The 17,116-nt window shown below is 58.3% G+C and carries 19 protein-coding genes; 9 read left to right on the top strand and 10 right to left on the bottom strand.

Features of this window, described 5'->3' with window-relative positions; all coding sequences use genetic code 11:
* Positions 1-287: 287 nt before the first annotated feature.
* Both Q7L55_02345 and Q7L55_02340 read left to right on the top strand, forming a co-directional pair.
* Positions 288-722, top strand: a complete 435-nt coding sequence (locus tag Q7L55_02345; GenBank protein ID MDO8731399.1) for a hypothetical protein — start codon at positions 288-290, stop codon at positions 720-722.
* Entirely contained in the window at positions 709-1,734 is a 1,026-nt protein-coding gene (locus Q7L55_02340) for a phosphotransferase (protein ID MDO8731398.1), read from the top strand. Before Q7L55_02345 ends, Q7L55_02340 begins: the two co-directional genes overlap by 14 nt.
* A gap of 30 nt (positions 1,735-1,764) precedes the next feature.
* Here the strand turns inward: Q7L55_02340 and Q7L55_02335 are convergent, their stop codons facing one another.
* Genes Q7L55_02335 through Q7L55_02325 form a run of 3 tightly spaced genes read right to left on the bottom strand, consistent with a single transcriptional unit; the run spans position 1,765 to position 4,405 of the window.
* On the bottom strand, positions 1,765-2,460 hold the full coding sequence (locus Q7L55_02335) for a calcium-binding protein (protein MDO8731397.1): 696 nt from the start codon (positions 2,458-2,460) through the stop codon (positions 1,765-1,767).
* A gap of 14 nt (positions 2,461-2,474) precedes the next feature.
* On the bottom strand, positions 2,475-3,722 hold the full coding sequence (locus Q7L55_02330; protein ID MDO8731396.1) for an ATP-binding protein: 1,248 nt from the start codon (positions 3,720-3,722) through the stop codon (positions 2,475-2,477).
* The gene (locus tag Q7L55_02325) at positions 3,722-4,405 is read right to left on the bottom strand and encodes a response regulator transcription factor (GenBank protein ID MDO8731395.1); all 684 of its coding nucleotides are present in this window, start codon (positions 4,403-4,405) and stop codon (positions 3,722-3,724) included. Before Q7L55_02325 ends, Q7L55_02330 begins: the two co-directional genes overlap by 1 nt.
* 160 nt (positions 4,406-4,565) lie before the next feature.
* Here Q7L55_02325 and Q7L55_02320 point away from each other — a divergent pair, with 160 nt between their 5' ends.
* Together Q7L55_02320 and Q7L55_02315 are read left to right on the top strand one after the other, a co-directional pair.
* The gene (locus Q7L55_02320) at positions 4,566-4,964 is read left to right on the top strand and encodes a hypothetical protein (GenBank protein MDO8731394.1); all 399 of its coding nucleotides are present in this window, start codon (positions 4,566-4,568) and stop codon (positions 4,962-4,964) included.
* A 238-nt stretch (positions 4,965-5,202) separates the two neighbouring features.
* Positions 5,203-5,334 carry a hypothetical protein gene (locus Q7L55_02315; GenBank protein MDO8731393.1) on the top strand — a complete coding sequence of 44 codons (132 nt, stop codon included), beginning with the start codon at positions 5,203-5,205 and terminating at the stop codon, positions 5,332-5,334.
* Positions 5,335-5,399: 65 nt separating this feature from the next.
* On the opposite strand, the gene Q7L55_02310 is transcribed toward Q7L55_02315, so the two are convergent.
* Together Q7L55_02310 and Q7L55_02305 are read right to left on the bottom strand one after the other, a co-directional pair.
* Positions 5,400-5,738 (bottom strand): P-II family nitrogen regulator, encoded by a 339-nt coding sequence (locus tag Q7L55_02310; protein ID MDO8731392.1) that lies wholly within the window; start codon positions 5,736-5,738, stop codon positions 5,400-5,402.
* A gap of 82 nt (positions 5,739-5,820) precedes the next feature.
* Entirely contained in the window at positions 5,821-6,870 is a 1,050-nt protein-coding gene (locus Q7L55_02305; GenBank protein ID MDO8731391.1) for a hypothetical protein, read from the bottom strand.
* A 65-nt stretch (positions 6,871-6,935) separates the two neighbouring features.
* Between Q7L55_02305 and Q7L55_02300 the strand changes: the two genes are divergently transcribed.
* The 3 genes from Q7L55_02300 to Q7L55_02290 are packed head-to-tail and all read left to right on the top strand — an operon-like array spanning position 6,936 to position 10,886.
* A complete protein-coding gene (locus Q7L55_02300) occupies positions 6,936-8,705 on the top strand; it encodes an ABC-F family ATP-binding cassette domain-containing protein (protein MDO8731390.1) in 1,770 nt (589 codons plus the stop codon).
* 22 nt (positions 8,706-8,727) lie between these two features.
* Positions 8,728-9,624, top strand: a complete 897-nt coding sequence (locus Q7L55_02295) for an aldo/keto reductase (GenBank protein MDO8731389.1) — start codon at positions 8,728-8,730, stop codon at positions 9,622-9,624.
* On the top strand, positions 9,624-10,886 hold the full coding sequence (locus Q7L55_02290; protein MDO8731388.1) for an NAD(P)/FAD-dependent oxidoreductase: 1,263 nt from the start codon (positions 9,624-9,626) through the stop codon (positions 10,884-10,886). Before Q7L55_02295 ends, Q7L55_02290 begins: the two co-directional genes overlap by 1 nt.
* A gap of 9 nt (positions 10,887-10,895) precedes the next feature.
* On the opposite strand, the gene Q7L55_02285 is transcribed toward Q7L55_02290, so the two are convergent.
* Genes Q7L55_02285 through Q7L55_02275 form a run of 3 tightly spaced genes read right to left on the bottom strand, consistent with a single transcriptional unit; the run spans position 10,896 to position 14,301 of the window.
* Entirely contained in the window at positions 10,896-11,780 is an 885-nt protein-coding gene (locus Q7L55_02285) for a transglutaminase family protein (protein ID MDO8731387.1), read from the bottom strand.
* Positions 11,780-12,685 (bottom strand): alpha-E domain-containing protein, encoded by a 906-nt coding sequence (locus Q7L55_02280; GenBank protein MDO8731386.1) that lies wholly within the window; start codon positions 12,683-12,685, stop codon positions 11,780-11,782. The genes Q7L55_02285 and Q7L55_02280 overlap by 1 nt, the downstream gene beginning before the upstream one ends.
* Positions 12,679-14,301 (bottom strand): circularly permuted type 2 ATP-grasp protein, encoded by a 1,623-nt coding sequence (locus tag Q7L55_02275; GenBank protein ID MDO8731385.1) that lies wholly within the window; start codon positions 14,299-14,301, stop codon positions 12,679-12,681. Before Q7L55_02275 ends, Q7L55_02280 begins: the two co-directional genes overlap by 7 nt.
* Positions 14,302-14,449: 148 nt before the next feature.
* Here Q7L55_02275 and Q7L55_02270 point away from each other — a divergent pair, with 148 nt between their 5' ends.
* Together Q7L55_02270 and Q7L55_02265 are read left to right on the top strand one after the other, a co-directional pair.
* Positions 14,450-14,896: a nucleoside deaminase gene (locus tag Q7L55_02270; protein ID MDO8731384.1), complete on the top strand. Its 447-nt coding sequence runs from the start codon at positions 14,450-14,452 to the stop codon at positions 14,894-14,896.
* A complete protein-coding gene (locus Q7L55_02265; GenBank protein ID MDO8731383.1) occupies positions 14,893-15,504 on the top strand; it encodes a LytR C-terminal domain-containing protein in 612 nt (203 codons plus the stop codon). The genes Q7L55_02270 and Q7L55_02265 overlap by 4 nt, the downstream gene beginning before the upstream one ends.
* Here Q7L55_02265 and Q7L55_02260 read toward each other — a convergent pair.
* Together Q7L55_02260 and efeU are read right to left on the bottom strand one after the other, a co-directional pair.
* Positions 15,497-16,210, bottom strand: coding sequence for a cupredoxin domain-containing protein (locus Q7L55_02260; GenBank protein ID MDO8731382.1), 714 nt, complete (start codon positions 16,208-16,210; stop codon positions 15,497-15,499). The genes Q7L55_02265 and Q7L55_02260 overlap by 8 nt on opposite strands.
* A 49-nt stretch (positions 16,211-16,259) precedes the next feature.
* Complete coding sequence (gene efeU / locus Q7L55_02255; protein ID MDO8731381.1) at positions 16,260-17,111, bottom strand: iron uptake transporter permease EfeU; 852 nt, start codon at positions 17,109-17,111, stop codon at positions 16,260-16,262.
* Positions 17,112-17,116 lie beyond the last annotated feature (5 nt).

The raw sequence follows: 17,116 nt of genomic DNA, 5'->3' as shown, positions 1-17,116 counted from the left end.
CATCAAAACCGTCCTGCGCACCAGCGAGAAGGAGGTCCGCAAGAAGCATGCCCAAAGAGCAAGCTAAAGACAATAATGACCAAAAAGGTGTAACGGATCAGGCGAAGCCAATCCGTCACGCATCACCCGAACCCTCACAGGTGTACTTTGTGAAAGGCTCTAAACCCCGGCAGGCGTAGGCGCGGGTGTAGCCGAACGCTCCGTCAACTGGGTCGTTGAGAAGATGCTGGTGATATTCACCAACGCAGAAGTCTCAGTAGAGCAATACGCTATTGGGGGGTGGCCAAATGGGATCTATCAACACTCAAGCCGTCGATGCGTTTCTTGACGCAGTGCAAAAGGCAACGATTCCAGCATGTACCTCTTGGGCGTCGGACGCAGTTCTCGATGCGACAGTGCCCGGTTGGCGTTTTCGGATGAACGGCCCCGATGAAATCCGCTCGGAGTATTCCAGTTGGTTTGCTGATCTTGGTGAGTTCAAGGAGCTTCGGCGCTTGCCTCTGCCCAATGGGGAATTGGTGCGGTACCTCCTTGCCTGGAGCGAGAACGGCGTACCGCATTTGGCGCACCATATGCATGTGCTTGAAGTCAGCGACGGGCTCATCCGCGTTGACACAGTGGTGTGTGGTGGTAGATGGCCTGCTCCGCTGATTGCAGAAATGCAGGCAGCTCAAGATGAGCATGATGCAGCAGTCGAAGGAATCGGTCATGCCCAGGCCTGACTTGGCCGAAGGCCGCCGCACGGGCGTGCTAACTGACTTGTTGCTCGGCGCCACTGACCATGAGGCAATGGTCGACAACGCTGGCAAGTCAGGCGCATACATCGAGTGGGTCACTCTCGATGGGCAGCGCTATGTCTTGAAGTACCTCGACCGAAATCAGGATTGGACGATGCGCGCAGGGGGTGTAATCGGAGGAGCGACTCTTGAGCTTTGGGACCGAGGCATTCTGGCTCGAGTGCCTGATTGCATCGAACAGCCGATCCTCGCTGTGGCAACGGGGGTGCGGCCCGATGATCCTGACGGCCGAACTGTTACTGCGGTGCTGATGCGCGACGTTGGTGAGTCGATCGTTGCTGCTGATGACGAGGTGATTGCAATGTCCACACATCGCCAGTTCCTCGCGCATATGGCCGCGCTGCACGCAGCCTTCTGGGAAGCGGGGCCCGAGATTGACATCGTGCCGGTGATGACTCGTTACATGGAGCTATCGCCTTGGACTGCAATGGTCGAAGCGGAACTGGGTTCTGAGCATTTGGTCCCGAAACTGGTCGGGCAGGGGTGGCCGCTGCTCGAACAGGTCGCGCCGCAGGCCGCGCGAATCGTGCTACCGCTGTCGATGGATCCCTGGCCCTTGGTTCAAGCGCTTGCCATGACACCCCAGACCCTGGTGCATGGCAACTTCAAGTTGGACAACCTGGGAGTGACTCACGACGGTCGAACCGTCTTACTCGATTGGGAAGGATCAGGCCGCGGAGCTGGTACCAGTGATCTGGCCTGGTACTTGGCCATTAATTGCCGTCGGTTGCCGGAAAGCAAAGAGGCATCGATACAGGCCTATCGCGAGGATCTTGAATTACTTGGGATCGATACTGAGCCGTGGTGGGAACGCCAACTGGCACTGAGCTTGCTGGGTGGCTTGGTGCAATTCGGCTGGGAGAAAGCCTTCGGGGGTTTGGACGATGAACTCAATTGGTGGCAGGAGAAGGCGATCGCTGCCGAATCACTCCTGTAGTTGTAGGCCTATCACGTGGGCTCGGGAGGGCTAGTTCGTTGCAACAACGATGCGACTCCAAAGCACAACTGCATCTTCGGAGTACATGCCGACTGAGCCTCGGCTTTCATCTGCGGTAAGTGTGAAACTCGTCAGCGGAGCACCGTCAACACTGATCGTGGTTTGCCCATTGAGGCGATCAACCGTCGCTGAGCGCTTCATGCCGATAGTTGTCACGGGTGAGGGTGCATCGGCAATGAATCGCTGCCCGCCCGGCACACCGGGATCTCGTCGCCCGACCTCCCAGCCATTTGGCTTGAGAATCAAGTAGGTGAAATGGGATGCGTCTACGTAATCCCAAATCAGCCAACCGGTTTCCCAAGGGTTCGCGGCGCCAAGACGTGTGGTGCGCTGGGTCGTCCATGTCGCGCTCAGATGCAGTGGAGCATCGGTGAACTTCTTGCGTGAGACGACAAGAGTCGAGTTGGTCGTATCGGAAGTCTGGGCACTTTGCGGAGCGAGTAGCAAGCCAGATTTGCTTAGGTGTACGCCGTGACCGCTGTTCACTCCGTCGAACACCACCCGCCAGTGACCGAATTTCTGACCATCGTCGAAGGACTTGCCCGCGGTGTAGTCGCTGAAGCGCTCGTCGATGCGATTCGTCAGTGCAGAAGCCGGGCTGATGTGCAGACTGACGAATACAGCTATCGCTAAAGCGCAGGACTTTTGAGTTGTACGAGATCTCATGCGGAACTCAATCGCTAGGACTCTTCAGTTCTGAATCGTCCGCGGGGCAAAGTGATCACCATTTCCAGACCGCCCAGCGGACTCTTGCGCAAAGTGATGCTTCCACCGGAGTTGTCGACAATGCCTTGCATGATGCTCATGCCGAGGCCTGAACCGCCGGATGTGCGCGAACGTGAAGGGTCGAATCTCTTGAAGAATTGGATGCCCTCACGCAGTGCGCTGTCAGGAATGCCTGGACCGGCATCGGCGACTTTCAGAATCACGGCTTCGCCCTTGCTTCTCAGCCCGACCGACACGGCCGAGTCATCGGGGGTGTGGCGCTGAATGTTGGAGAAGATGTTGGCCAGTAGTTGATCCAGATGCTCTGGCACGCAGACCACGGCGATGTTGTCAGGGATGTCTGTAGTGACGGTCCTTTGCGGCTGCAGTTGCACCAGATCACTGGCATATCTGCGCACTGCACTCGTGATGTCGACATCAACGCGCTCGCGAGGAGTGTTCTCTGAGAGTTCGGCAATGAGCAGGAGATCGTTGATCAGTGACTCCATGCGCTCAATCTCGGTCGCCAGGCGCGCGTAGTAGCGATCGAGTTGTTCGGGCTCCAGGCTGCGCCGTTGCGTGACGAGCTCGACGTAGCCCTTGATCACCGTCAGCGGGGTTCGCAGTTCATGCGAGGCGTCACCAAGGAACTCCTGCATCAACTGCTGCCGCTTCTCAAGAGACGAGACCAGATTGCTGAGTTCAGTGTCACGCCGGAAGAAGACGTAGGTGACGAGGAAGCCGAGCAGCATCGTCATCAGAGTGAAGGCGGACAGCAACTTGATCTGATCGCCTCGCGCATTGATTACGGGCATGAGTGAGGTCGAGATCAGGAGGTAGTCATCATCGGGTAGTGCAACAGAGCGGAGTCGTACTGGATCAGGCGAGTTGATGGATATAGAGGTGAACAGTGACGCGTTGAGTTCGTCAGGCGGAGGGATGTCAACCAAACCGCCGGGACTTTCAGTAAGTTGACTGACGCCACCTTCTGCATCGACGTAGGTAATCGTGACCGGGATCGGACTCTCTTCTGCAAGAAACTGCGAGAGCATGAGCGGATCGTCAGCAGTGGTGGAGAGTTGTTTCGCATCGTCGTTCAGAACGGCGTCAATTCTTTCCAACTCAACAGACTCTGCACGCACGATTGCGAAGCCGCCGATGGCTATTGCAACAAAGGCAATGATCAGTGTTACGGCAATGGTCAGCCGGGTGCGAAGCTTCACTACTTCGCCAGAAGTTGGAAGCCGGCTCCCCGAATCGTCTTGATGCCGGCATAGCCCTCTCGGTGCAACTTCTTTCGCAAATATGAGATGTAGGTGTCAACGACCGTTGTATTGCTGTCGAACTCGATATCCCACACCGCGCGCAGCAGGGTTTCCTTCGTCACGACGAAGCCAGCCCGCAACATGAGTTCTTCGAGGAGCCGGAATTCAGTCTGCGTGAGGTCAATTACGTCATCTGCAACACGTACAACGTGGCGGGCTTGATCCAGTGACACCGGGCCGCACTGCAGCACTCGCTCAGTCTGCTGAGTTGGCATGGTTCGCCGAAGGACGGCAGCTATACGCAGTACAAGTTCTTCCAGGCCGAATGGCTTGGTCACGTAGTCGTCGGCTCCGAGCTTGAGCCCGGTGGTGATGTCTGATCGATCGCCACGCGCACTGAGCAGAATCGCTGGCGTTTGGTGACCGTCATGGCGGTGCTTTTCAAGCAGTTGGAAGCCGTCCATCTTGGGCATGTTGATGTCGATGAGAAGGAGATCTACGGTCTGCCGGTGCAAAATCGTGAGGGCCTCGATGCCATCGGCCGCCTGCACCGTGGTGTAACCGGACATGCCAAGAGCGTCGGACAAGAGCTCGCGCACCCCGGCCTCGTCATCCACGATCAGAATCGTTGGTTGAGTCACAGATACCTCCAGCGCGAACCTATCTCGTGAAGTCCAGTTTCTCCCCCTGGCCTGAGCAGATGAAATTGCGCGAAATTCACGGTTCTCACAGGAAATTCACAGAAAGGTGGCTGATCCTGATGGAAGTGGTTCGTACTACCAAGCGCAGGGAGGCATTGACATGAAGCGATCATCTGTCTTTGTCGCTGCTGCTCTCAGCTCAGCCCTCGTGTTCAGCGGAGCCACCGCAAGTTTCGCCTCTGATTCCGGTTCAAGTTCGAATCAGGGATCCAGCGTAAGTGCGGACAAAGCCGAACTCCTCACAGAAGCGGCCGCTGCGCGCGATTTCGAAGGCCGTCACATCATCAATCAGACCTTTCAAGATGCTGTGCTCAAAGCCAAGACTGAGTTTGATGCGGCCATGAAATTGGCGACAACTGCTGAGGCGAAGGCAACGGCGCTAGCTGCTCGCCGCTATTCAGTTTCGTCTGCGATTGCTGCGCGACAAAATGCGCTGACCGCACTTGAGCATCCATCCAAGCCCGGAAGCGGTCCCAAGCCAGGAAATTCGAAGCGATGAACGCCGTGAACTGCCTGCGCACCCATCAACGTTCCAAACTGCCTAGTCGACTGCAACGAGGTAGTGCTTCCTCCAGGGGGTTCTGCGCCTGAACCCCCACCAAATAAATGAGTGAACCCCGGTCTGCTGCGGACCGGGGTTCACTCATTTGCCATCAGATGTATGGGGATTGCCTTGCCATTCGGGAGTAAGGTCGAAATACCGAAGTCGTTCAGACTTTGCGAATAAGGGGATCCTTATGGGAGACAAATCCCGTCAAAAGAGCGAGAAACTCAAGCCTGCTGGCAAGTCCATCAAGGAAAAGCGTGCAGACAAGCGCGCACACGCTGCAGGCAATGAAGCAATCACCGTAATTCCAAACAAGAAGTAGCGAATCTGAAGTAGCGGTCTGATGCGAAGTCAGGCCGCTACTTCACTTCGCAATGACCTCGGGAGTCAGACTGCGTCGGCTCCGCGTTCACCAGTGCGCACGCGCACAACGGTGTCCAGTTGCGAGACCCACACCTTTCCGTCACCAATGTTGTCAGTTCGCGCAGCCTTGACGATCACATCGACAACTCGATCAGCATCTGCGTCTTCGACGATGACTTCTATGCGAACTTTCGGAATGAGATCTACCTGGTACTCAGCGCCGCGATACACCTCGACATGACCACGCTGGCGACCATGGCCACTGGCTTCTGAAACCGTCATGCCATTGACGCCGACCTTGTTCAGATCCTGCTTCACCTCTTCAAGTCGAAATGGCTTGATGATGGCGGTGATGAGTTTCATGGGAACTCCTATTGCGGATCGGGCGGCAGTTCATTCCTTGCGCATTGTTTCAGTGTCGCAACATCCCTGCAATCAAAGGGGATTAGCGCGAGCGAATGATGATCGGATCTGCGTCGCGAAAACGGGAGTTTGCGTAGAGCTGGTTGCCGTCTTGAGTTGTGAATCCGGTGAGACTCGGTTTCACGCCATCAAAGTTGGTTGAGCAAGGCGATTCCATCAATAAGGCCCATTCGCGCTTGAGCAACTGGTCTTGGAGCATGCCCTCGACGTAGCGATTGTGAGTTCCTACGGCGAGGAAGCGCACCTTCTGGGCAATGAGCTCGAGGTTCGGAAGGATCACATCGAGCTCGCGCCCCTGGAGATCGATGTGCAGGAGGTCAGTTGGCTCGCCGCCGCCGATGAGACTTTCGAGAGTCACAGTTGGCACGTCAATGTGGTCGAAGAAAGCGCCGCGGTAGTCCATATTTGCCGGCTTATCGGTGCTGACTGCCCCGCCCATGTCATCTTCGGTGAGCACCGGAAAGCGCAAGGTGGTTTCCTCAAACCAGCACGCGGCTTGAACAACGGTGAATTCATCCGCGGTGAGTGCGATGCGCGAGGCGATTTCCGCACTTGTGCCTTGGATTCGGATCGGGAGAATTTCGTTATCGGTGGCGTGTTGCATTGACCAACCGGCCCGAGTCGCATCAGCCTCAACGGCGATGCCGACAGCGCTCTTGCCGATTCTCTTGGCCAAAGTCACGCCCATGACTGCCCATGGCGCCCAGCCAGCGCCGACTTCAACAATGCGGTAGTTCTCCCGCTCATTGGTGAGTGACAGTGCCAGACCGACGTATTCCTCTGCTTCTGAGCGGTAGCCATCTGTTGGCACAGGAAGGCGATCACTGGTCGTGCCTGCGAGTTCTGATGGTGCCCACGGCAGCATCGTGATTCGCGTGCGAATGCCAGCCCAGTCGACTCGAAAATCTTGCTCGTGGTCGGGTTTGTTGCGCATTCGCAGTTTCTGCAGGATCGGAACGACCCACTCCGGCCGGATAGGCAGGTGCAGTCCGTTGCCGAGCATGACCTCTGCCATCGAATCTTGATTCGATGGGGAGGACTGGGGAATGGCTCGAGCTCGCGTCCAGCGCACGCCGGAACGCTAGTGGATCCCTGTGCGATGTGATCGCACATCCGCACCTTTGCGAGAATGCCCTTGTGGCCACTCGCAATCTTGTCAATATTGAAGCGGTAGCCAAGTCATTCGGAGAGCGTCCTCTACTTGATGGAGTCTCGCTCGGCGTGAGCGCTGGCGAGCGAATTGCCGTGGTGGGACGCAACGGCGCAGGCAAAAGCACGCTGCTGCATGTGCTGACCGGTGCCGAACCAGTCGATGCTGGGCGCGTCACTGTCGGCTCGGATGTGCATGTGGAGATGGTCCTCCAGGTCGAATCGCCGGATCCTGATGCAACGGTGGCAAGCGTCGTCGTGCCCGGACGTCCCATTCATGAATGGGCATCCGATGCGCGCATTCGCGAGGTGCTCAACGGATTGCTTGGCGGATTCAGCGATGAGCTGCTGCACGCACGCATCGCAACCATGTCCGGTGGTGAACGGCGCCGAGTGCAACTGGCCCGCGCCCTGATCACCGAGTGCGACCTGTTGCTCCTGGACGAGCCGACCAACCATCTGGATGTTGATGTCATCGCTTGGCTGGTCGACCACCTCAAATCCCGACCCAAGCTCGCGATCGTCGTGGTCACCCATGATCGATGGTTCCTGGATGCCTTGTGCGAGCGCACCTGGGAGGTGGTGCTCGGCCAGGTTGAGGAATACGACGGTGGTTACTCGGCGTATGTGCTCGCCAAAGCTGAGCGAGATCGCCAAGCCTCGTCGTCGGAGGCTCGTCGCCAGAACCTGCTGCGCAAGGAGCTGGCGTGGTTGCGGCGCGGAGCGCCGGCTCGAACGTCAAAGCCCAAGTTCCGCATCGATGCGGCAAATGAATTGATCGAAGGGGAGCCACCACCTCGAAATACGAGCGAGTTGCTCGCCTTCGCTGGGGCTCGCCTTGGCAAGTCGGTTCTTGAGATCCGTGACATCACGATGGACGTTGCCGGTCGCACTTTGCTCGAACATGTGACATGGAATATCGGCCCCGGAGATCGCATCGGTCTGCTTGGAGCCAACGGTGCTGGCAAGACCTCGCTCATCAGACTGCTCCTTGGCGAATTGGCCCCTGCAAAGGGCAAGCTGGTTACCGGCGTGACAGTGAAGCCGGCGTATTTGTCGCAACATTTGGAAGAGCTCAATCCAGCGTGGCGAGTCCTTGAGGCCGTTGAAAAGGTGGCCAACCGCGTTGAGATTGGCAAGGGCCGTGAATTGACTGCCTCGCAATTGTGTGAACGTTTGGGCTTCGGCGCTGATGGCCAATGGACTCCAGTCGGTGACCTCTCAGGTGGCGAGCGTCGTCGCCTTCAGCTCACGCGCCTTCTCATGGGCGGTCCAAATGTGCTGGTGCTCGATGAGCCAACCAACGACTTCGATGTGGAGACCCTCACTGCTCTTGAGGATCTGCTCGACAGCTTTGGCGGGACCTTGATCGTGATCTCGCACGACCGTTACTTCCTCGAACGCGTATGCGATGACACCTACGCCTTGCTGGGTGATGGGAATCTTGCGCATTTGGTGGGAGGCGTAGATGAATTCATTCAGCGCCGCCGAGCTGCTCGCGGTCAAGGCGAGCAAGTGCAGCAGAAGAAGGGTCAGTCGAATGCTGCCGAACGCCGACTGCTGGAGAAGGATCTGGCACGCATCGAGCGGTCACTGGCTCGACTGGACACCGACGAGGCAACCATCCATGGCCAGATGGCTGAGAAGTCTGCCAACCACGAACTCCTGGAAGAATTGAACCGAAAGCTCCAGCAGATGAGCACCAAACGCGATGGCCTTGAAGCCGAATGGATCATTGCGGCCGAGGCGCTCAACTGATGCTCGCCGCTAGACTCCGCGAGTGACTTTGCCTCAGCGCGCTCTCGGTGACCTGCTCATTTCTGCTGTCGGAGTGGGCTGCATGCCGATGTCCTTCCCCGGGATGCTCGACAAGCGTGAGCAGGCCATTGCCACCTTGCATCGTGCACTCGATCTGGGTGTGACGCTGATTGACACGGCAAACATCTACGCTCCCTCGGCGAACGATATTGGCCACAACGAAATGCTGGTGGCCGAGGCGCTGCGCACCTACGCCGGTTCGGCTGACCTCAGCACTGTGCTCGTTGCTTCCAAGGGCGGGATCACTCGAGAGTCCGGCGGAATCTTCGGCTCGGATTCCAATCCAGCCGCCCTTCGCGCGGCCTGCGAAAAGAGTTTGGTGTGCCTTGATGTCTCGCAGATCCAGCTCTACCAGCACCATCGTCCTGATCCTGAGCTCGATTACGCCGATCAGATGCGCACCCTGCTGTCTCTGAAGGAGGCGGGTTTGGTTGCCCGAATCGGACTGTCGAACGCGAGCAAGGAGCAGATCGACATAGCCATTGACATCCTTGGTGGGCCCAAGGACAACGGTGTTGTCTCTGTCCAGAACCAGTACTCACCTCGCTTCCGCAGGCACCGTGACGCTCTTGATCACTGCTCGGATCTCGGTATTGCCTACCTGCCTTGGTCGCCATTGGGTGGCTCCAATGAGGCCAGCGAGGTTGGCTCCAAGTACAAGGACTTCGCTGAAGTCGGCGAACAAGTTGGCGCGACAGCGCAGGAGACCACTTTGGCGTGGCTCTTGGCGATGTCACCTGTGGTCATCCCGATTCCCGGCGCGACCAAGCCGGCAACAGTGGATTCCATCGTGAAGTCCGCAACGGTTGAGCTCTCAGCAGCTCAGCAAGCCCGCCTTGATGCGACTACGCCTGCCTAGTGGCATCACAATCCGCAAGCGTGGGAAATGGCATGAGCGATGGTGGCGGTAGTCCGCGCAAGGTGCTCATCATCGGTTCTGGTTTTGGTGGTCTTCGGTGTGCGCGCGAGCTCAGCAAATCCAAGTCAGTCCATGTCACGCTGATCGACCGCAATCCCTATCAACTATTCGCACCCTTGCTGTATCAAGTTGCTACTGGCGGACTCTCAGAAGACGACATTGCCTACTCAGTACGTGGTGCGATTCCTGGTGTTGATTTTCGCCGAGGCATCGTCGTTCGCATCGACATCGAACGTAAGAACATCCGTCTTGAGGATGGCACCGTTCTTCCCTTCGACGATCTCGTTCTGGCAACCGGGAGCACCGGCGCCACCTTTGGTGTTGTCGGAGTAGCCGAGTACGCGTTGCAGATGAAGACGATGGATCAGGCTCGAGCCATTCGCAATCAACTTCTGTCGATCTATGAAGAAATTGAGAATGGGCATCGGCCGAAAGAACACCTGCGCGTCGTCGTCGTTGGTGGTGGACCAACAGGCGTCGAGGTCAGCGGCGCCGTGGCCGAGCTGCAGCGATCGATCAAGCGTGAGTTCCCTGATCTCGCCGATGCCGCAAGTGTGACTTTGGTCGAAGCCGGTCCGAGGTTGCTGCCGTCGTTCACAGAGAAGTCCAGCGCGCATGCGAAATCAGAACTTGAGGATCTTGGAGCGCGAGTCATGGTTGATGCAGCGGTAGACCGCATGTATCCCAACGACGTTCACCTGAAGTCCGGCGAGGTGCTGGCAGCAGGCACGATCGTGTGGGCTGCCGGCGTTGCAGCACATGAAGAATGGGCATCACTCGGCTTAGCTGACCGCTCCAATCGCCTCCGAGTGAAGCCGACGTTGGAGCTCGTCGATCACGTGTGGATCATCGGAGACGCTGCTTGCCTTGATGGTCCAGATGGCCGACCGCTGCCGATGATCGCGCCAGTGGCGATGCAAATGGGTCGTCATGTTGCGGCCCAGATCAAGGCTCAGATTGCTGATGAGCCGCTGACTGATTTCAAATACAAGGACAAGGGCCAGATGGCGACCATTGGGCGACGCCGTGCAGTAGTTGAAGCTAAAGGCGTTCGCCTACACGGCACGATCGCCTGGATGGCCTGGCTAGGACTGCATGTCTTCTATCTCGCAGGTGGGCGCAATCGCACGAGCGTGGTAGCCAACTGGATGTGGAACTACGTCGTTTGGGGCGTAGGTGCCCGACCAGTCGTGATCGACTGATCGCCGGATCTACTTCGCGATCTGCGTAATTTCAACCGTGACGCCAAGAGCGCCGCTTCGACCACCTGCGTAGATGCCCTTCAGCGGTGGCAGATCGCCGTAGTCGCGTCCACGTGCAACAACAACATGCGCCGCTCCAACGCTGCGGTTGTTCGTTGGGTCCACGGGATGCCAGCCCTGATCCCAATACTCAACCCAAGCGTGAGATTCGCCAACCACCGTCATGCCCATCGCCGCTTCCTCGGTGTGCAGATAGCCGCTGACATAGCGAGCTGGGATTTGAAGTGCGCGCAGTATCGAGAGCATCGCGTGCGTGAAGTCCTGACACACGCCTCGCCCAGCGGCCCATGCCTGCCCAGCCGTGGTCGATACGTTCGTGGCCCCCGGGGTGTAGATGATCTGGTCGCGCACAGCCTCCAAGGCTCCGCGAACTGCAATAGCCGGGCTTCCTGCCTGACGAAGCTCAAGCACGATCGCTAGGCGCGAAGGATCCTCTTCTGGAGAATCCACAAAAGTGGTGTTGGTCAGGAATTCGGCCCAGCGCTCCTGGGTTTCCATGCTGTGCACGCTGTGCCAGGAGCCACCCTCTTTGGGATCCCGCATGGGTGGAATGTCAACGGTGCTCATTGAGGTGATCTGGAGCATGCGGTGGGGTGTGTGCACATCGAAGTTCTCGACGAATGCTCCCCAGTAGTCGGTGTAGGTCTGGATGTTTGCGTACGGCTCGACCAGCAGGCTGTGGCTTAGCAGCACCTGACCGTCTTCACTGATGGGTGTCATCCGCACTTCATTGAAGGATGCCTCCACTGGTGCGGAGTACTGATAACCAGTGTGGTGCGAGATCTGCAAACGACGTCCAACACGGGGATTCTGGATCAGCGGTTCGGCAGTCATTAGTGGCTCCAAACGAGGGTGCCGTGCTGCCGGAAGAAGGCGCGGTTGACTTGATCGGACGCGCGAACCGCAGCCTGTCGTGATTCAGAGATGAGGCGGTCGATTTCCTTCGGATCGTCGCTCGTCGTGTACTCCAAGGCCGAACGCAGCATGCCGACTTCGCGAAGCAGGGTGCCTCCGTCGCCAACTCCGCGGCGTTCCAGTTCGCGCACAGCGAGTTCTGCATCTCCAGCGCAGACGCGCATCGATCGCGGAAAGGTTTCATCGAGCACCAGGAACTTGCGAACGTCAGTGCCTTGCAATGGAGCCCGCGTACGAAGGAAGGCCGACAGGGCTCCTGCGGCGCGCAGCACAGCTACGGGTCCTGAATTGGGCCAGAGCTGCTCGTGACGCATTGCAAGCAAGCGTCCCATCATGTCGATGCGCTCGATCTGTCGACCAAGCATCATGAAGTAGTAGGCCTCGTCGCGAGACATCGTCCAGTCGATGACTCCGTTTACGACAAACAATCGTTCGAGCACTCGGTGCAAACCAACGCCAGGGCTTGAGGAATGCGTCAGCCCGCGCGAGAGGAACAAGTGGGCAGCGTTGAGCGCTTCGAAAGTGTCAGCAGACAGTGAATCGCGAATGGCGCGAGCGTTGTCACGTGCGGCGCTGACTGCTCCTGTGATCGTCGCCGGTAAACCAGTTTCGCCGACCACGCTGCGAACCAGCAGCAGTCCGTCTTCAACGCCGATGTGCGGCATCGACAATGCGTCGAGCAGAATCGCGCAGGCCATCGGCTCAGAGATCGATTGATCTTCAACGATGAGTTGGTAGTGCTCGCTGAGAATACGGGTCGTGCCTTCAGCTCGCTCGATGTAGCGACCCAGCCAAAAGAAGGATTCAGCAATGCGGCTCAACATGATGCATCGCCTTGCTGCTGTTGCTGCCGCTCTTGCTGAAGCATCCGATCATCATGGGTAACCGGCGCATCAATACGGCCGGGGATATCCATGTCAACCATCGCTGCGCGTGGAACTTCGCGGGGTATTGGTCGATCAACAGTCTGCGTGTCTTCCAGGACCCAGGTGTCCTTCGAGCCACCGCCCTGACTGGAGTTCACGACGAGGCTTCCCTCGGGCAGGGCGACGCGGCTCAGGCCACCGGGCAGCACGTAGACGTTGGTGCCGTCGTTCACCGCAAAGGGACGCAGATCAACGTGGCGAGGCTTGATGACGCCGTCTTCAACCACAGTTGGGTAAGTCGAGAAGCGCACGACCGGCTGCGCGATCCACGAACGTGGATCTGCCTTGATCGCTGCGATAGCACCGACGAGTTCCTTCTCAGTTGCTGAAGGTCCCATCACTAAGCCGTAGCCACCTGAGCCATCGGCCGGCTTCACCACCATGCTCTCGATGTTGTGAATCACGTGGTCACGCTGATCGGGATCACTGAGGTCATAGGTGTCGACGTTTGGAAGGATCGGCTCTTCGTTGAGGTAGTAGCGCATCAGCGCGGGCACATATGGATACACGGCCTTGTCATCGGCGACGCCATTGCCAATTGCATTCGCAATACCAACGTGACCAGCACGCGCAACGTTGATGAGACCAGGAACCCCGAGCACTGAATCAGGGCGAAGGTGAACTGGATCGAGGTAGTCGTCATCGATGCGTCGGTATACGACATCAATAACCTGTGGCCCCGCAGTTGTGCGCATCCATACTCGGCCATCCCTGCAGTAGAGATCGCGGCCTTCGACGAGTTCAACGCCCATGTGACGTGCAAGGAAAGCGTGCTCATAGTGAGCGGAGTTGTGCACGCCCGGTGTAAGCACGACGACGGTTGGATCGATCACGTCTTCGGGAGCCGAGGCTCGCAGAGCTTCGAGCAAGCGCTCTGGGTATTCGTTGATGGAGCGCACCCGGTGCTTGGCGAACACCTCAGGGAGCACGTGCGCGAGAGTTCGCCGATTTTCAAGGACGTACGAAACACCGGAAGGATTGCGCAGGTTGTCTTCGAGCACGCGAAAGATCCCATGCTCATCACGGATCAGGTCGATGCCCGAAACGTGAATCCGCACATTATTGGCGGGCTTGACCCCCCAGGCCTGACGATGAAAGTGGTTCGAGCTGGTGACCAAGGTGCGCGGAATGACGTGGTCGTGCAGCACTTGGCCTTCGCCGTAAACGTCAGCGAGAAAGAGCTCAAGAGTGCGCAGACGCTGGATGACACCAGCTTCGATGCTCTGCCATTCGGTCGGGGTGATGATGCGCGGAACCAGATCCATGGGCAGTGGTCGCTCACGCTCGCCCAAAGTGAAAGTTATGCCGTGGCGGTCCAGGTAGGAGTCACGTTGACGAGCGCGCTCGGCAAGTCCCTGTGGTCCCAGTTCTTCCAAGGTGTTGAACAGGGCACGATGTGTGGACCTCGGTATTCCGCCCTCGAGCATCTCATCGAATGGGGCCGAAACTGTTGCCACTGACATCACACCTCCCGCTGCTCGTGCCTCGAGCCCGGACAGGCCGGGTTCTTCCATCACACTAGGTGACGGGTGTTTCAGGAAGGTTGCCTCGATCAATACCAGAATGTTTCGCGAGTGCGGGAATTACTCGGCTCAATGATTCAGCCGGACTGCGCCCTATTCTCGGTGTGTGGACGAGCAAGCCAGCCCTTATCGCGAGGTCATGAAACTGGCCATTGCGGAAGCAAAGCAGACGACGATTTCGGGCGATTTGCCTATTGGCGCGCTTGTTCTCGATGAGTCCGGCGCGGTCATAGCCCGAGCTGGAAATCGTCGGGAGGCAACCCAGGATCCAACTGCTCATGCTGAGGTGCTGGCTCTGCGGGCTGCGGCAGAAGTCCGGGGTGATTGGCATCTTGATGGCTGTACCTTGATCGTGACCCTTGAGCCGTGCCCCATGTGTGCAGGAGCAGCCGTTCTCGCCCGAGTTCAGCGCATCGTCTTCGGCGCCTGGAATGAGGAGTACGGAGCCTGCGGTTCGCATTGGGATCTGCCCAGAGATCGCCGTTTGAACCATCGCCCCGAAGTGGTCAGTGGAGTACTAGCCCTCGAATGTGGCAATCTGGTGCGCGATTTCATGGCGCAGGTTCGAATTCAGGAGGGTTCATGAGCGGAATGCGTGAGGGTGTGGTTCGGATCGCACCTCGCCGACGTCGCCGACGCCCGATTTGGCAGATCGTTGGGATGTTCGTGATCGCGGCGGTCGTAGTGGTCGCCTTGCTGTTGCTCGTAGTCAAGATGTTCAACGGCAACTCCGAACCAGATGCTTCGGCAACTCCGAACCCCTCGCCCTGCGTCACTTTGATGGTGTCGCCCGCCGAGTCGCTTCCGACAGTGGCTCGAGTACGCGTCAATGTCTACAACGCGACCCAGACCCCTGGTCTTGCCGGGGGCACGGCTGAGGTGCTGCGCGCGCGCGGATTCGCGGTGCGCGATGTCGGCAATGCTGTCGGCAAGCGTCAGGTCGCAAGCGTTGGTGAGATTCGCTACGGGCCCAAGGGCAAGCCTTCGGCCGAGTTGCTCGCCTACTATTTCCCGGGCGTAACGCTGATCCCCGATGGCCGCAGCAAACGCGTGGTTGATGTACTGCTCGGGGAACAGTTCACGGCTGTGCTTGATGATGCAACTGTGGCAGCGACCAAGGCCTCGCCCACTCCGAGCCCGTCTGGACCAGGCTGCGCGACCGATCGTGCAACGAGTCCGGCCCTGGCTAGCTGACGACGAAGTCCGCCTCAGTCTCGGTTGCTCCACCCTCAACAATCAGGCTCCAGGTTCCGTCGAAGTTCATATCGAGAGTTAGATCGCCCTTCTTGCCTGCGGCAATCTCAACCTCGCCGGCTACGGATCCATCAGGGCGCTTGACCTCGAAATTGCGCTTGGCACCAGCTGAGTTCGTCACCTCGAATTCAATGCGCTCCTCGACGAGCGCGCTCTGACCTGCAAGACCGGTCAGGGTGTCCGAGGAGTCGATCCCGAGATCGATGGCCCGCACAGGTGAAGCAGTCGCGATCGGAGCCGCGGTCTGGTCCCCGGTCACCGTGAGCACTGTGCGGATGCCATCACCAGTCTGACCCGGCTTGCAGGCGATCTCGTAGGCGCCCGGAGCAAGATTCGCACTCATGTCGCGGGCGACTCCCGGCCCGATGTTCTCGACTTCGGAGACGACTGTCGTGAACGCATCCCCATTCTGTCCGTAGACGTAGACCTCGGTGACCTCGTTGCCGGAGTTGGTGACAGTGAAATCGATCGGTCCGGAAGCCACCGTCGCCTGATCGAGCGAGCACTCGGTATCTGTTGCTGTCACGGCGATGGTCGTCGCACTGGCAGGCGCAGGTCCCTCATCGCTATTGGCACTGCAAGCGGCCAACAGCATCGCAGGTACGACGAGGGCCAGGATCGTGGTGGACTTCAATGAAACAAACATTCTTCCTCCGGGGGTGATAGGGGGCTTGGGCGCAAGATGATCTGAGGGATCAACGCTCAGTAGCAGTTGACGGCATGCTGACTTGCGGTGCGGGCTCTTGCTTGACCCGAGGCTTGCGGAAGAACAGATACATCACAGGGATCACGTAGGCGAACCAGACAAGCAGTTCAAGCACTGAAGGTGCGGCCGAGAGGTTGAAGATGCCCTTGACCAGAGTTCCGTACCAACTGGCTGGTGGAAGGATTCCGGTAGCGTCGAAGGCCAAGTTGTCCAGCCCAGGCACGATGCCGGCCTCTTGGAGATCATGAACCGCGTAGGCAAGAACACCAGCGGCAACAACGACCAAGGCAGCTCCGGTGTACGTGAAGAACTTCGCAAGGTTGATCTTCAATGCCCCACGGTAGAACAGATACCCAAGGACAACAGCCGTGGCCAGGCCCAGGGTCGCGCCCGCGATTGGGGAGAAACCGGATCCGGTCGACTGCACTGCGGCCCAGATGAACAAGGAGGTCTCCAAGCCCTCGCGGGCCACCGCAATGAACGCCACGACTGCGATGGCGTAGGGGCCGATGCCGAGGGCATTGTCCAGACGACCATGGAGTTCACCACGGATATTGCGTGCGGTCTTCTTCATCCAGAAGACCATCCACGTCACGAAACCCACCGCGATGATGCTCATGAAGCCTCCGAAGGCCTCCTGTGTCTGGAATGACATGTTGGCCGAACTGAAGGTGAGCGCGGCTCCAAAGCTGAAGCTCAGCGCAAGCGCCAGTCCGATACCGATCCACACTGGCAGGAGCGCGTCGCGCCGTTCGGTCTTGACGAGGTAGGCGATCAGAATGCTCACCACGAGGGCGGCTTCGATGCCCTCGCGCAATCCGATGAGGTAGTTGGCGAACATGGGAC

Source organism: Actinomycetota bacterium (assembly GCA_030650795.1).
In the GTDB taxonomy this organism is placed as follows: Bacteria; Actinomycetota; Actinomycetes; order S36-B12; family S36-B12; genus UBA11398.
Note: the sequence above shows the minus strand (reverse complement) of the source record. Positions and strands in the feature narration are given on the sequence as shown.